General features: G+C 59.5%; 11 protein-coding genes and 1 rRNA gene. 3 read left to right on the top strand and 9 right to left on the bottom strand.

The features are described 5' to 3' along the window. Positions 1 to 15: 15 nt before the first annotated feature. The 9 genes from BW33_RS18900 to BW33_RS18860 form a co-directional block, all read right to left on the bottom strand. Positions 16 to 1,374, bottom strand: a complete 1,359-nt coding sequence (locus BW33_RS18900; protein WP_047600446.1) for an 8-oxoguanine deaminase — start codon at positions 1,372 to 1,374, stop codon at positions 16 to 18. A 256-nt stretch (positions 1,375 to 1,630) separates the two neighbouring features. Beyond that, the gene (locus tag BW33_RS18895) at positions 1,631 to 2,317 is read right to left on the bottom strand and encodes an SDR family oxidoreductase (protein WP_047600445.1); all 687 of its coding nucleotides are present in this window, start codon (positions 2,315 to 2,317) and stop codon (positions 1,631 to 1,633) included. Between the two features lie 249 nt (positions 2,318 to 2,566). Further along, entirely contained in the window at positions 2,567 to 3,493 is a 927-nt protein-coding gene (locus tag BW33_RS18890; RefSeq protein ID WP_047600443.1) for an ABC transporter permease, read from the bottom strand. Beyond that, a complete protein-coding gene (locus BW33_RS18885) occupies positions 3,493 to 4,599 on the bottom strand; it encodes an ABC transporter permease (protein ID WP_047600441.1) in 1,107 nt (368 codons plus the stop codon). The genes BW33_RS18890 and BW33_RS18885 overlap by 1 nt, the downstream gene beginning before the upstream one ends. Positions 4,600 to 4,613: 14 nt before the next feature. Next, positions 4,614 to 6,161: an ABC transporter ATP-binding protein gene (locus BW33_RS18880; protein WP_047600439.1), complete on the bottom strand. Its 1,548-nt coding sequence runs from the start codon at positions 6,159 to 6,161 to the stop codon at positions 4,614 to 4,616. A gap of 610 nt (positions 6,162 to 6,771) precedes the next feature. Then, complete coding sequence (locus tag BW33_RS18875) at positions 6,772 to 7,353, bottom strand: IMPACT family protein (RefSeq protein WP_047600438.1); 582 nt, start codon at positions 7,351 to 7,353, stop codon at positions 6,772 to 6,774. 7 nt (positions 7,354 to 7,360) lie between these two features. Continuing rightward, on the bottom strand, positions 7,361 to 8,011 hold the full coding sequence (locus tag BW33_RS18870) for a TetR/AcrR family transcriptional regulator (protein ID WP_047600437.1): 651 nt from the start codon (positions 8,009 to 8,011) through the stop codon (positions 7,361 to 7,363). Positions 8,012 to 8,098: 87 nt separating this feature from the next. Beyond that, positions 8,099 to 9,487: a uracil-xanthine permease family protein gene (locus BW33_RS18865; RefSeq protein WP_047600435.1), complete on the bottom strand. Its 1,389-nt coding sequence runs from the start codon at positions 9,485 to 9,487 to the stop codon at positions 8,099 to 8,101. Positions 9,488 to 9,664: 177 nt separating this feature from the next. Continuing rightward, positions 9,665 to 10,585 (bottom strand): LysR family transcriptional regulator, encoded by a 921-nt coding sequence (locus tag BW33_RS18860; RefSeq protein ID WP_007968115.1) that lies wholly within the window; start codon positions 10,583 to 10,585, stop codon positions 9,665 to 9,667. 138 nt (positions 10,586 to 10,723) lie between these two features. Between BW33_RS18860 and BW33_RS18855 the strand changes: the two genes are divergently transcribed. The 3 genes from BW33_RS18855 to BW33_RS18845 all read left to right on the top strand — a co-directional run bounded on the left by BW33_RS18855 (position 10,724) and on the right by BW33_RS18845 (position 15,877). Then, complete coding sequence (locus BW33_RS18855) at positions 10,724 to 12,073, top strand: aspartate aminotransferase family protein (RefSeq protein ID WP_047600434.1); 1,350 nt, start codon at positions 10,724 to 10,726, stop codon at positions 12,071 to 12,073. Positions 12,074 to 12,217: 144 nt separating this feature from the next. Continuing rightward, on the top strand, positions 12,218 to 13,711 hold the full coding sequence (locus BW33_RS18850) for a CoA-acylating methylmalonate-semialdehyde dehydrogenase (RefSeq protein WP_047600432.1): 1,494 nt from the start codon (positions 12,218 to 12,220) through the stop codon (positions 13,709 to 13,711). Between the two features lie 629 nt (positions 13,712 to 14,340). Beyond that, positions 14,341 to 15,877 (top strand): 16S ribosomal RNA (locus tag BW33_RS18845). Positions 15,878 to 15,970 lie beyond the last annotated feature (93 nt).

Genomic DNA, 15,970 nt, shown 5'->3' with positions numbered 1-15,970 from the left:
GGGTTCTTTATTGAATCAGGTGCCGGCGATCAACTGGCGAGCCGCCTGGCTGTGATCAGCGATCAGGCCTTTCAGATCAAGACCCTCAACCTGGCCATCAATCACCCGCCACTTGCCGCCAATCATCACCCGATCCGCACGATCCGCGCCACACAACAGCAGTGCCGAAATCGGATCATGACTGCCCGAAAAGCGCAGCTCATCGAGCTTGAACAACGCCAGATCCGCCTGCTTGCCCACCGCCAGCTCACCGATGTCGGTACGCCCCAACAGGCTCGCCGAGCCTTTGGTTGCCCAGCCGAGCACGCGTTCCGGGGTGATCTTCTCGGCGCCGTAACGCAGACGCTGGATGTACAACGCCTGCCGCGCTTCGAGAATCATGTTCGACGCGTCGTTGGAGGCCGAACCGTCCACGCCCAGACCGAACAGTGCACCGGCATCGGTCAGATCAATACTCGGGCAAATGCCGGAGGCCAGGCGCATGTTCGAACTCGGGCAATGGCAGATACCGGTGCCGGCCTGACCGAGGCGAGTGATTTCGTCCGGGTTGAAGTGGATGCCGTGGGCCAGCCAGGTGCGCGGGCCGAGCCAGCCGACGCTGTCCAGATAATCCACGGTGCGCAGGCCGAAACGCTGCAGGCAGAAATCTTCTTCGTCGAGGGTTTCGGCCAGATGAGTATGCAGGCGCACGTCGAGTTTATTCGCCAGTTCGGCGCTGGCCGACATGATTTCCGGGGTCACCGAGAACGGCGAGCACGGTGCCAGGGCGATCTGGATTTGCGCACCGTCGCCGCGCTCGTGGTACTCGTGAATCAGGCGCTGGCTGTCGTCGAGAATCACCTGACCTTCCTGCACGGTCTGCTGCGGCGGCAGGCCGCCGTCCTTCTCGCCGAGGCTCATCGAACCGCGGGTGAGCATGGCGCGCATGCCCAGTTCCCGAACGGTGTCGACTTGTACGTCGATGGCGTTTTCCAGACCGTCCGGGAACAGGTAGTGGTGGTCGGCGGCGGTGGTGCAACCCGACAGCAGCAATTCAGCCAAAGCCACTTTCGTCGCGAGGGCGAGCTTTTCCGGGGTCAGGCGCGCCCACACCGGGTACAGGGTTTTCAGCCACGGGAACAGCGGCTGATTGACCACCGGCGCCCAGGCGCGAGTGAGGGTTTGATAGAAATGGTGATGGGTGTTGATCAGGCCCGGCAGGATCACATGCTCGCGGGCATCGAACACTTCATTGCACGGCGCCGACGGTTGCTGACCGGCTGCCAGCACTTCGACGATCACACCGTCTTGCAGCACCAGACCGCCACGGGCATCGAGCGCGTTGGCCGTGAAAATGGCGAGGGGATTTTTTAACCAGGTACGGGTCGCAGGCATTGTGGCCGGCTCCTCTGAAAGTGGGGTTCAGGGTTGCCAGCTCAGTGTTGCCCTGTCTGCTGATCCAGGGTCGCCGCGATGGACGAGGTGCGGAGTGTCAAACAAATCGCGGCAGCGGGCAAGCCCAACCCGACAGCCAACACAATCCCCTGTAGGCGCTGCCGCAGGCTGCGATCTTTTGATTTGGTTTTTCAAGATCAAAAGATCGCAGCCTGCGGCAGCTCCTACAGGTGTAGGGGGGCAGATATTTTTCGGTTTACCAGGGAATGGTTTCACCCTTGTAGTTGATGAAGTGATGCCCGCCCTTGCCGGTGTACGCATTCACCTGATCAATCAGCCCGCGGGTGCTGGTTTCTACATCCAGGTCAGCACCTTCACCGCCCATATCCGTCTTCACCCAACCCGGATGCAACGACAGCACGGTGAGTTTCTGCTCGCCCAGTTGCGTGACAAAACTGTTGGTCATCGAGTTCAGCGCGGCCTTGCTGGCCTTGTACAGCGCCAGCTCCGGGGCGTCGGGGACGGTGACGCTGCCCAGCCCGGAACTCATGAACGCCAGCACGCCGCTGCCGTCGCGGATCTGCCCGACGAAGCGCTGCGCGAGGTTGATCGGCGCCACGGCGTTGGTGAAAAACAGCTGGCCGACTTCGGCCAGTGTTGCGCTGCCCGGGGTCTGCACCTCCGGACCTTTGACCCCGGCGTTGACGAACAGCAGGTCGAAGGTCTCGCCCTTGAGCTGCTGGCTCAGGGCGATCACCGCTTGCTGGTCGTCCATGTCGAGTTTCTCGATCCGCACCTTGCCCAGCGCTTGCAGCGCCTCAGCCTTTTGCGGATTACGCACGGTGGCGGTCACTTGCCAGCCATCGGCCAACAGGGTTTTCACCAACCCGAGGCCCAAGCCACGGGAGGCGCCGATGATCAGTGCGTTTTTTGCCTGGGACATGACGGGGTTCCTTGAAAGTTACGGTTCACGGATTCAATGGACACGCCTGACCGAGCCGTAGTTGCAACGCTCGTCGCAACACATCAAGCGGGGTCTCAAAAGAGCGGTTGACCCCGGAGCATACTCCAGGCTTTAGCGTGGTTGCTTGTCAAATTCGCAGGCCGCTCAGCGGTGTTCGCAAATCAATCTAGACAACACGAATACTCTGGGAGCGGGCTTGCTCGCGAAGAGGCCGGCAGTGTCACCGCTTTAATGCCCGGCCTGCCACGGCTGCCCCAACGACACCGGCGCATACAACCGAGTCCGAACCGCATCGCGCGACAACAGCACCAACACCACAATCGTCGCCACGTATGGCAGCATCGCCAGCAGACTCGACGGAATCGCCAGCCCCAAGCCTTGCGCCACCAGGTGCAGGATGCTGGCGAGGCCAAACAGATACGCCCCGAGCAACAAACGCCACACTCGCCAACTGGCAAACACCACCAGTGCCAGGGCAATCCAGCCGCGTCCGGCGGTCATGTTCTCGGCCCACATTGGCGTGTACGCCAGCGACAGATACGCCCCGGCCAACCCGGCCATCGCCCCGCCAAACAGCACCGCCAGCGTGCGCACGGTCAGTACCGGCAGGCCCATCGCACTGGCCGCGTCCGGGTTCTCGCCAACGGCCTGAATGATCAAGCCGACACGACTCTTGATGATCACCCACGCCACCAGTGCAAACAGGGCGAACGACAGGTACACCAGTAAGTCCTGAGCAAACAGCATGCGCCCGATCAGCGGGATCTCACTCAAGTACGGAATCGCCAACGGCTCGAATCCGGACAGTGGCTTGCCGACCCACGCCGCGCCGACAAAGGTTGAAAGCCCCACGCCGAAGATCGTCAGCGCCAGCCCGGTCGCCACCTGATTGGCATTGAAGACCAACGCCACCAAGGCAAACAGCGATGACAACAGCATCCCCGCGAGCATCGCCAACAACACGCCGAGCCACAGGTTGCCGCTGTTGAGGGCGACGATGAAACCGATCACCGCGCCAAACAGCATCATCCCTTCCTGCCCGAGGTTGAGCACGCCGCTCTTCTCGCAGATCAACTCACCCAGCGCCACCAACAACAGCGGCGTGCCGCAACGCACCATGGCGTAGAAAATATTGCTCAGCAGATCGATATCCATCACAGCGCTCCGGCGGTTACGGCGGTGGTCGACGCGCGCCGTGCCCAGCGCAGTTTCAGGCGTGGCCGATAGAGAATCAGCACGTCGCAGGCCAGCAGGAAAAACAGCATCATTCCCTGAAAAAGTTGGGTGATGGCTTGCGGCAGGTTGAGGGTCATTTGCGCGCTTTCGCCGCCGATGTACAGCAGCGCCATCAGTAAGCTTGAGAACAGAATGCCAATCGGGTTCAACCGCCCGAGAAACGCCACGGTGATTGCTGCATAGCCATACCCCGGCGAGACTTGCGGCACCAATTGGCCGATCGGCCCGGTGACTTCGCAGACCCCGGCCAGCCCGGCCAGGCCGCCGCTGATCAACAGCGCGAGCCAGATCAGACGCTTCTCTCGAAAGCCCACGAACCCCGCCGCACGTTTATCCAGGCCGAGCACCTTGATCTGGAAACCGACAAAGCTTTTCTGCAGCAACACCCACACCGCAACCAGCGCGAGCAGGGCGAAATACACCCCGGCGTGCACCCGGCCATCCTCCATCAGCAGTGGCAGGCGACTGGCGTCGCCGAACATCGCCGACTCGGGAAAGTTGTAGCCGGCCGGATCCTTCAGCGGCCCGTGTACGCAGAACAGCAACAGGTTCAGCGCGATGTAATTGAGCATGATGCTGGTGAGGATTTCGTTGGCGTTGAAGCGCGTGCGCAGCCATGCCGTCAGCCCGGCCCAAGCGGCACCGGCGACAGTGCCGGTAAGCAGAATCAGCACCAGCGCCCAACGGCTTTGCAGGTCGATGATGTTCACCGCCAGGGCACTCCCGACGAGTGCGCCGAGGAGCAACTGGCCTTCGGCGCCGATGTTCCAGATTCGCGCTTGATAAGCCACGGCCAGACCGAGTGCGCAAAGCAGAATCGGCAGCGCCTTGACCAGCAGTTCGGAGACGCCATACAGATCGCTGACCGGTGCGATCAACAGCGTGTGCAAGGTTTGCAGCGGCTCATGCCCCAGGGCGATGAACAACAGCGAGCCGCAACCGAGTGTCAGCAGCGCCGCCAGCAACGGCGAGCACCACAACATCAGGCGCGATTGCTGGCCACGGGGTTCGAGGGAAAGCAGCATGTTGGGAAACTCCGTCAGGCCGTGGCCGATGAATGCGTGTGGTTGATGTGCCCGGCCATCCAGCCACCGACATCGCTCAGCAGGGTGTTGGTGGTGTTCTGCAGCGGCGACAGACGCCCCGCGCACAGGGCACCGAGGCGGTCGCTGATCTGGAACAGTTCGTCGAGGTCTTCGGAGATCACCAGGATCGCCGCGCCGGCATCGCGCAGGGCAATCAGCGCGCGGTGAATGGTCGCCGCTGCGCCAACGTCGACGCCCCAGGTCGGGTGCGCGGCGATCAGCAGTTTCGGCTGCTGGAGAATCTCCCGGCCAAGAATGAATTTCTGCAGATTGCCGCCGGACAGGCTGCGCGCGGCAGCGTGAGTGCCCGGGGTTTTCACCCCGAAGCGCTGAATGATGGTTTGTGCGAGGGTTTCGACTTTGCTGCGCTGGATCAAACCGTTGCTCACCAGCCCCTGTTGAAAGGCCGTGAGCAAGGCGTTGTCGGCAAGGCTCAGTTCCGGCACCGCGCCATGGCCCAGGCGTTCTGCCGGGACAAACGCCAGACCGAGTTGGCGCCGCGCATCCGGGCGTAAATCGGCGACCGCTTGCCCGGCGAAACGAATCGTTGTCGCGCCGTCGCGGGGCAGGGTTTGTTCACCGCTGAGCAACGCCAACAACTCATCCTGTCCATTGCCCGCGACCCCGGCGATACCGACGATTTCGCCACTGCGTACTTGCAGGTTGATGTCGCTCAACGAGCAGCCGAAGGGATCGGGGTTGTGCCAGCTCAAGCCGTTGACTTGTAAGTACGCCGCGCCCCCGCTGACTTTCGGGTATTCGCCGATCAGTGCCGCCGCTTCGCCGACCATCATCTGCGCCAACTGCTGATCCGAGCATTCGGCCGGCACGCAATGCCCGGCGACCCGCCCGCCGCGCAAGACCGTGGCGCTATGGCACAGGGCGCGTACTTCCGCGAGCTTGTGGCTGATAAACAGAATGCTGCAGCCCTCGGCGGCGAGACGACGCAGGGTGATGAACAATTCGTCGGCCTCTTGCGGCGTCAGCACCGACGTCGGTTCGTCGAGAATCAGCAGGCGAATGTCCTGCATCAGGCAACGAATGATTTCCACCCGTTGCCGCTCGCCGATCGACAGGCTGTGGACAAGTCGCTCCGGCTCCAGCGCCATGCCATAGCGGCGCGACACTTGGCGAATTTTCGGCTCCAGTTGTTTCGGCGTGCCGGCTTTGGCGCCCATGGCCAGAGCGATGTTCTGCGCGACGCTGAGGGTTTCGAACAGCGAGAAATGCTGGAATACCATGCCGATCCCCAACTGCCGGGCCTGCGCCGGGTTGCGAATATTTACTCGCTGGCCCTGCCAGAGCATCTCCCCCGTATCGGCGTGGGTGACGCCGTAGATGATCTTCATCAGCGTGCTTTTGCCCGCGCCGTTCTCACCGAGCAGGGCGTGGATTTCTCCCGGCGCGATGCTCAGGTCGATGGCGTCATTGGCCAGACAACCGGGGTAGCGTTTGCTGATCTGGCGCAGTTGCAGGCGCGGCGTTGAATCTGGGCTTGGCATGACAGGCTCGACTGACTTGGAGTTGTGCCTGTGGATAAAGCAATTTCCTGGCCATTGAGTCAGGAACGCCCGCCGTAACTGTTGCCACGCGCCGGCGGCAGAGCTTCGCGATGAAAAACGCAGGGGGAGCGGGCACCAATTCAGCGCAAAGCTGTTGATCCGGCTCCACTTTTGCACCGTGACGAACTGGTTAAAAAACGAGCAACCGGGTCGAAGCTATGCAGAACCTGCGACTGCGCCAGTCATAAACGGGTTATCCACAGGTTGCTCCACAGTATTTGTGCGCAATTGGAGATCCTCGGCATAAGCGCTGCGGTGCTATCTCCCAATGGTGATAAACAGCGCTAACTGTTTGTTTTTACGTGGGATTAATCTATTTTCAGGTGTGATGTACGAAAAGTGAGCAAATCGCGCAAAGCCACGTGACAGAAGGGTTACAGCGGAATGTGCTCAGGTTATCCACAGCCGGGTGCACAGCAGATGTGGGCAAGTTGTTGGAATAACGGAATTCGTCGATGCCCTAAAAGATCGCAGCCTTCGGCAGCTCGAACAGAGAGAACACATTTCCAATGTAGGAGCTGCCGAAGGCCGCGATCTTTTGATCTTGCTTCTAACGTCGCAGCACAATCCGCCCACGACTCAAATCCGCCAACTGCGTTTGCAGCAACTCGATCTGCGCCTCACCCACGGCCAACTGCAATTCAACGCCATTGGCGGTGAAGTTTTCTTCCACCACCAAGCCACCCAGATCCGCCACCCGCAGCTTCACCAGTGCCAACTCGGCAAAGCCGCAGGCACAACCGAGCGGCACACGGCTGATCAACTCGACTTTCGCCGCTGCTTGCAGGCACTTGTTCGCGCCGCCGCCATAGGCCCGGGCCAACCCGCCAGTGCCCAGTTGAATACCGCCATACCAGCGGATCACCAGCACCGCGACCTGATCGCAATCCTGCGCTTCGATGGCCGCCAGAATCGGGCGTCCGGCGGTGCCGCCGGGTTCGCCATCGTCGTTGCTGCGGTACTGCGCACCAAGTTTCCACGCCCAGCAGTTATGCGAGGCATTCAAGTCGCTGTGTTGTTCGAAGAACGCCTGCGCGTCGGCGGGGCTGCCGATCGGCGCCGCGACGGTGATGAAGCGGCTCTTGCGAATCTCTTCGCGGTACTCGCAAAAACCGCTGAGGGTGAAAGGCATAAACGTCTTAAATAGTCGGGGTGAGGCCGCAGCCTTTGAGAATGATGCGGATCAGGTTGTTGCCGGCGTCTTCCATGTCCTGCTTGGTCAGCTTGGTGCGACCGCTGACGCGACAGATCTGCGTGGCAAAATCGGCGTAATGCTGGGTGCTGCCCCACAGCAGGAAAATCAGGTGCACCGGATCCACCGGGTCCATCTTGCCGGCATCGATCCATGCCTGGAACACTGCCGCGCGGCCCTGAAACCAGGCGCGGTAATCCTGGTTGAAATACTCGGTCAGGCATTCGCCACCGCTGATCACTTCCATCGCAAAGATCCGCGAGGCTTGCGGTTGGCGGCGGGAGAATTCCATCTTGGCGCGAATGTAGCGGGTCAGCGCTTCGGCCGGATCGTCCTCGGCTGTCAGGGTGTTGAAGGTGCTGTCCCACAGCTCGATGATGTTGCTCAGCACCGCCACGTACAGCCCCAACTTGTTGGTGAAGTAGTAATGCAGGTTCGCCTTGGGCAACCCGGCATTCTGCGCAATGGTGTTCATGCTGGTGCCTTTGTAACCGTGACGGGCGAACTCGTCTTCGGCGGCTTTGAGGATGGTCTCTTCGTTCTTCTGACGAATGCGGCTGGCGGGTTTGCCGCCGTGAGCGGGGACTTCAAAGGTCATAGGCACTTCCGGTTTGTCTGTGGGTGCAACCAGTTGCGTTGATAACGCACCCACAGGCATCCGACAAGTCCTGAAGCAATAAAACCGTTACGCCTGTTCGATCTTGTTCAGCGCTGTGGCGGACTCGACGCTGACGGTTTTCGCCTCCGGCAGCAACAGGCACAGGATAATCGCGGTCAGGCCACCGCTGGTGATCGCCGAGTCGAACAGGTTTTGCACCAGTTTCGGCAACAGGTGCAACAGGTTCGGTTGCGCGGCAATGCCCAGGCCGACGCCGAGCGAGGTGGCGATGATCAGCATGCTGCGCCGGTCCAGCGGCGACTGCGCAAGGATCCGCACCCCGGCCGCCGCCACGCTGCCGAACATCACCAGCGTGGCGCCGCCAAGCACCGGTTTGGGGATCTGTTGCAGCACCGCACCGATCATTGGAAACAGGCCGAGACAAAACAGAATCGCGCCGATGTACAGCCCGACATAGCGGCTGGCCACGCCGGTCAACTGGATCACGCCGTTGTTCTGCGCAAACGTGGTGTTGGGGAAGGCGCTGAAGGTGGCGGCGATCATGCAGCTCACGCCGTCACCGAGTACGCCACCGCGCAATCGGCTTATATAGGAGGGGCCGCTGATGGGTTGGCGGGCCAGCATGCAGTTGGCGGTGAGGTCGCCGACGGTTTCGATGGTGCTGATCAGATAAATCAGCGCGACCGGCAGGAACGCCGTCCAGTCGAAGTTGAATCCGAACTTGAACGGTGCAGGAAGACTTACTAGCGGCAAGTCAGGCAATGCCTGCGGAACCAGTTTTCCGCTAAACCACGCGGCCAGACTGCCGAGCAGCAGTCCGATAATGATTGCCGACAGACGCACCCACGGCGTGTTCGAGCGATTGAGCAGGATGATCGTCAGCAACACGAACACCCCCAGCGCCAGATTGCCCGGCGCGCCGAAGTCCGGCGCATTGAATCCACCGCCCAGATCGGTGATGCCGACCTTGATCAGACTGATGCCGATCAGAGTAATCACGATCCCGGTCACCAGTGGCGTAACGACCCGGCGCAATTGACCGATGAAACGGCTGAGGACGATCTGCACCACGGCGCCGAAAAAACATACGCCGAAGATCATCGCCAGAATGTCTTCCGGGCTGCCGCCACGCTGCTTGACCAGAAACCCGGCCGATAGCACCGCGCCGAGAAAGGCGAAACTGGTGCCTTGCAGGCAGATCATCCCGGCGCCGATGCCGAACGGCCGCCGCGCCTGAATAAACGTGCCGACCCCGGAAACCATCAGCGCCATGCTGATCAAGTAAGGCAGATGCGCGGTCAGGCCGAGGGCCGAGCCGATCACCAGCGGCGGGGTGATGATGCCGACGAAACTGGCGAGCACGTGTTGCAGGGCGGCGAGAATTGCGGCGGGTGGTTTCGGGCGGTCGTCGAGGCCGTAGATCAGGTCGTTGTAGGGTTCAGATTCTGGCTGCATGGGTTTGGCTTCTTGTTCAGGGATCGAGTTCACCCTTCACTGCAAAAACCTGTCCACTTGCTCAGCTTTCTGCTTGTACACCTCCAATGTAGGAGCTGCCGAAGGTTCGGGCCGCGTTCGGACGATCCTTTGATCTTGCTGTTCGAGGCCGGAGCGATTGATCCTGGATTTATTTTTTCAACGCGTCGCAGCGAGGCTTTCGAGAAAGCTCTCCAGCACCAAATGAGGGCGCCGCCCCTTGCGCGTGACCGATGCCAGACTCAAATCATAAAACCGCGTCGTCGATTTCAGCGCACGCAAGCGACCTTGCTGCACCCAGAGGCTGGCGTAATGATCCGGCAGATAACCGATATAACGTCCCGTCAGAATCAGAAACGCCATGCCCTCACGGTCAGACGCACTGGCGGTGCAGTTGAGGGCCTGGTAATGCGCCTGAATCTCCGCCGGCAAACGGAATGTCGGCGCAATCGCATCCTGACTGTTCAGGCGTTCGTCATCCAGTTGCTTGTCATCGACATAAAACAGCGGATGACCCACCGCGCAATAAAGCAGCGAGCGTTCGCTGTACAACGGCTGATACTCCAGCCCCGACAGTGCACTGGCCTGCGGCACCACGCCGACATGCAGGCGACCGTCGAGCACGCCTTGTTCGACTTCATTGGGGGCGATCATGCGGATCTGGATCTGCACGTCAGGCCCGCGTTCCTTCAACTGGGCGAGGGCATGGGTGATGCGCATGTGGGGCAGGGTGACGAGGTTGTCGGTCAGGCCGATGATCAACTCGCCACGCAGGTGCTGGTGCAGTCCGTTGACCTCGGTGCGGAAACTTTCCAGCGCACTTAACAGTTGCAGCGCTGACTGATAAACCTCGCGGCCTTCTTCGGTCAGCGAGAATCCGGCGCGACCGCGTTGGCACAAACGCAGGCCGAGGCGCTGTTCCAGATCGCTCATCTGCTGGCTGATCGCCGAGCGCCCGATGCCGAGCACAGTTTCCGCCGCCGAGAAGCCGCCGCACTCCACCACACTACGAAAAATCCGCAGCAGGCGAATATCAAAATCACTGACCTGGGCCAGCGGATCGGGGCGACGACTGCTCATGCTGTTGTACTCATTGTTTAGCAGTGTTCTAACTGAAGGTTAGAAAAGTTGGATTTCACCGACTTTATCCGCGTGGCAATTTAGCTGCAACAACGCTTTTTATCTCCCTGATGCTTATGCCCTGCGAGGTTTTGCCCGATGAACATGCCTGAAAACGCGCCGTCGCCACTGGCCAGCCAACTGAAGCTGGACGCGCACTGGATGCCGTACACCGCCAACCGCAACTTCCAGCGCGACCCGCGTCTGATCGTCGGTGCCGAAGGCAGCTGGCTGTTCGATGACAAGGGCCGCAAGATCTACGATTCGCTGTCCGGTCTGTGGACCTGCGGCGCCGGGCACACCCGCAAGGAAATTCAGGAAGCGGTATCCAGACAACTGGGCACCCTCGATTACTCGCCAGGCTTCCAGTACGGCCATCCGCTGTCGTTCCAGCTGGCCGAGAAAATCACTGACCTGACCCCGGGCAACCTGAACCACGTGTTCTTCACCGACTCCGGCTCCGAGTGTGCCGACACCGCGGTGAAGATGGTTCGTGCCTACTGGCGTCTGAAAGGCCAGTCGACCAAGACCAAAATGATCGGCCGTGCCCGTGGCTACCACGGCGTGAACATCGCCGGCACCAGCCTCGGCGGTGTCAACGGCAACCGCAAGCTGTTCGGTCAGGCGATGATGGACGTCGATCACCTGCCGCACACCCTGCTGGCCAGCAATGCATTCTCCCGTGGCATGCCGGAGCAGGGCGGCATCGCCCTCGCCGATGAGCTGCTGAAGTTGATCGAACTGCACGACGCTTCGAACATCGCGGCAGTCTTCGTTGAACCAATGGCCGGTTCCGCTGGCGTGCTGGTTCCGCCGCAGGGTTACCTGAAGCGTCTGCGCGAGATCTGCGATCAGCACAACATCCTGCTGGTGTTCGACGAAGTGATCACCGGCTTCGGTCGCACCGGTTCGATGTTCGGCGCCGAGAGCTTTGGCGTGACCCCGGACCTGATGTGCATCGCCAAGCAAGTCACCAACGGCGCGATTCCGATGGGCGCGGTGATTGCCAGCTCCGAGATCTACCAGACCTTCATGAATCAGCCGACCCCGGAATATGCGGTGGAATTCCCCCACGGCTACACCTACTCGGCGCACCCGGTGGCGTGCGCCGCTGGCCTGGCGGCACTCGACCTGCTGCAAAAGGAAAATCTGGTGCAGAGCGTGGCCGAGGTTGCCCCGCATTTCGAAAATGCGCTGCACGGCCTGAAAGGTTCGAAGAACGTCATCGACATCCGTAACTACGGCCTGGCCGGTGCGATCCAGATCGCGGCCCGTGACGGCGACGCCATCGTGCGTCCGTTCGAAGCCGGCATGGCCCTGTGGAAAGCCGGGTTCTACGTGCGCTTCGGCGGCGACACCCTGCAGTTCGGCCCAACGTTCAACAGCAAGCCGCAAGACCTCGATCGCCTGTTCGACGCGGTTGGCGAAGTGCTGAACAAGCTCGACTGATTTGCGCAGGACCTGTAGGAGCCGAGCTTGCTCGCGAAGGCGTACTGAAGAGCGCCAGTGCAGTTCGGTTCTTACCCAAAGCTACTTATATATAGACGGCGCTCCTTGGCGGGCGCCCAGCTTTCAAAATTCAGGAGTTCCCCGATGAGCGTTATCCCGCATTTGATCAATGGCGAACTGGTGACCGAGAACGGTCGCGCGGTTGATGTGTTCAATCCGTCCACCGGTCAGGCGATCCACAAGCTGCCGCTGGCCACCCGCGAAACCATCCAGCACGCGATCGACGCCGCCAAGGCTGCGTTCCCGGCATGGCGCAACACCCCGCCGGCCAAACGTGCCCAGGTGATGTTCCGCTTCAAGCAATTGCTCGAGCAGAACGAAGCGCGCATCTCGCAATTGATCAGCGAAGAACACGGCAAGACGCTCGAAGACGCCGCCGGTGAACTCAAGCGCGGTATCGAGAACGTCGAGTTTGCCTGCGCCGCCCCGGAAATCCTCAAGGGCGAGTACAGCCGCAACGTCGGCCCGAACATTGACGCCTGGTCTGACTTCCAGCCACTGGGCGTGGTTGCCGGTATCACACCGTTCAACTTCCCGGCGATGGTGCCGTTGTGGATGTACCCACTGGCGATCGTCTGCGGCAACTGCTTCATTTTGAAACCGTCCGAGCGTGACCCAAGCTCGACGCTGCTGATCGCTCAATTGCTGATCGAAGCCGGTCTGCCGAAAGGTGTGTTGAGCGTGGTGCATGGCGACAAGACTGCAGTGGACGCGCTGATCGAAGCGCCGGAAGTCAAAGCACTGAGCTTCGTTGGCTCGACGCCAATTGCCGAGTACATCTATGCCGAAGGCACCAAGCGCGGCAAACGCGTTCAGGCGCTGGGCGGGGCGAAAAACCATGCGGTGCTGATGCCGGATGCGGATCTGGACAACGCGGTCAGCGCGCTGATGGGGGCTGCCTATGGTTCTTGCGGTGAGCGCTGCATGGCGATTTCGGTCGCAGTGTGTGTCGGCGATCAGGTAGCGGATGCGCTGGTGGCGAAACTGGTTCCACAGATCAAGGCGCTGAAAATCGGTGCTGGCACTTCGTGCGGTCTGGACATGGGGCCACTGGTAACCGGTCAGGCGCGGGACAAGGTCAGTGGTTATGTCGATGACGGCGTGGCAGCGGGCGCGACCCTGGTGGTCGATGGTCGCGGCTTGAGCATTCCAGGTAACGAAGACGGTTTCTTCCTCGGCGGCTGCCTGTTCGACAACGTCACCCCCGAAATGCGCATCTATAAGGAAGAGATCTTCGGACCGGTGTTGTGCGTGGTTCGGGTCAACAGCCTGGAAGAGGCGATGAAGCTGATCAACGATCACGAATACGGTAACGGTACCTGCATCTTTACCCGTGACGGTGAGGCGGCGCGCCTGTTCTGCGACGAGATCGAAGTCGGCATGGTCGGCGTCAACGTACCGCTGCCGGTTCCGGTGGCTTACCACAGCTTCGGCGGCTGGAAGCGTTCGCTGTTCGGCGACCTGCATGCCTATGGCCCGGATGGTGTGCGCTTCTATACCCGTCGCAAGGCCATCACCCAGCGCTGGCCGCAGCGTGCGAGCCATGAAGCGTCGCAATTCGCCTTCCCTAGCTTGTAAGTAGAAGGGAATGACGAAGGCCGACCCTTAAGGTCGGCCTTCGTGTTTTCGGGTGTTTTTGACCGATATGACAGAAATGTGAAAAAAACGGTTGACGGCAGATTCAGGACGTCTATAATTCGCCCCACTTCCGGCGCAGTCGAAACGTAAAACTCCTTGAGATTCAATGAGTTATGTAGTTTTCGGTAGTGGCCTGCTTCAGTTCATCGAAGCCTGGAAGGAGTTGAAGGAGCGGTGATGTTTGGCTCTTTTGACGGTTCGATCTTCTCGGTCGAAAGCGGAGAAAAAGAGGTGTTGACAGCAGCGTGTAACGCTGTAGAATTCGCCTCCCGCTAACGAGAGATCGGAAGCGCAAGTGGTTGAAGTTGTTGAAGAAATCTTCGAAAACTTCTGAAAATAATCACTTGACAGTAAATGAGGCTGCTGTAGAATGCGCGCCTCGGTTGAGACGAAAGATCTTAACCAACCGCTCTTTAACAACTGAATCAAGCAATTCGTGTGGGTGCTTGTGGAGTCAGACTGATAGTCAACAAGATTATCAGCATCACAAGTTACTCCGCGAGAAATCAAAGATGTAACCAACGATTGCTGAGCCAAGTTTAGGGTTTCTTAAAAACCCAAAGATGTTTGAACTGAAGAGTTTGATCATGGCTCAGATTGAACGCTGGCGGCAGGCCTAACACATGCAAGTCGAGCGGATGAAGGGAGCTTGCTCCTGGATTCAGCGGCGGACGGGTGAGTAATGCCTAGGAATCTGCCTGGTAGTGGGGGACAACGTTTCGAAAGGAACGCTAATACCGCATACGTCCTACGGGAGAAAGCAGGGGACCTTCGGGCCTTGCGCTATCAGATGAGCCTAGGTCGGATTAGCTAGTTGGTGAGGTAATGGCTCACCAAGGCGACGATCCGTAACTGGTCTGAGAGGATGATCAGTCACACTGGAACTGAGACACGGTCCAGACTCCTACGGGAGGCAGCAGTGGGGAATATTGGACAATGGGCGAAAGCCTGATCCAGCCATGCCGCGTGTGTGAAGAAGGTCTTCGGATTGTAAAGCACTTTAAGTTGGGAGGAAGGGTTGTAGATTAATACTCTGCAATTTTGACGTTACCGACAGAATAAGCACCGGCTAACTCTGTGCCAGCAGCCGCGGTAATACAGAGGGTGCAAGCGTTAATCGGAATTACTGGGCGTAAAGCGCGCGTAGGTGGTTTGTTAAGTTGGATGTGAAATCCCCGGGCTCAACCTGGGAACTGCATCCAAAACTGGCAAGCTAGAGTATGGTAGAGGGTGGTGGAATTTCCTGTGTAGCGGTGAAATGCGTAGATATAGGAAGGAACACCAGTGGCGAAGGCGACCACCTGGACTGATACTGACACTGAGGTGCGAAAGCGTGGGGAGCAAACAGGATTAGATACCCTGGTAGTCCACGCCGTAAACGATGTCAACTAGCCGTTGGGAGCCTTGAGCTCTTAGTGGCGCAGCTAACGCATTAAGTTGACCGCCTGGGGAGTACGGCCGCAAGGTTAAAACTCAAATGAATTGACGGGGGCCCGCACAAGCGGTGGAGCATGTGGTTTAATTCGAAGCAACGCGAAGAACCTTACCAGGCCTTGACATCCAATGAACTTTCCAGAGATGGATTGGTGCCTTCGGGAACATTGAGACAGGTGCTGCATGGCTGTCGTCAGCTCGTGTCGTGAGATGTTGGGTTAAGTCCCGTAACGAGCGCAACCCTTGTCCTTAGTTACCAGCACGTTATGGTGGGCACTCTAAGGAGACTGCCGGTGACAAACCGGAGGAAGGTGGGGATGACGTCAAGTCATCATGGCCCTTACGGCCTGGGCTACACACGTGCTACAATGGTCGGTACAGAGGGTTGCCAAGCCGCGAGGTGGAGCTAATCCCACAAAACCGATCGTAGTCCGGATCGCAGTCTGCAACTCGACTGCGTGAAGTCGGAATCGCTAGTAATCGCGAATCAGAATGTCGCGGTGAATACGTTCCCGGGCCTTGTACACACCGCCCGTCACACCATGGGAGTGGGTTGCACCAGAAGTAGCTAGTCTAACCTTCGGGAGGACGGTTACCACGGTGTGATTCATGACTGGGGTGAAGTCGTAACAAGGTAGCCGTAGGGGAACCTGCGGCTGGATCACCTCCTTAATCGACGACATCAGCTGCTCCATAAGTTCCCACACGAATTGCTTGATTCATTGAAGAAGACGATAGAAGCAGCCCGAAATTGGGTCTGTAGCT

The organism is Pseudomonas sp. RIT288 (genome assembly GCF_000631985.1).
Lineage (GTDB): Bacteria > Pseudomonadota > Gammaproteobacteria > Pseudomonadales > Pseudomonadaceae > Aquipseudomonas.
The sequence above is the reverse complement of the archived record's forward strand: the minus strand, read 5'-3'. Positions and strand labels throughout refer to the sequence as shown.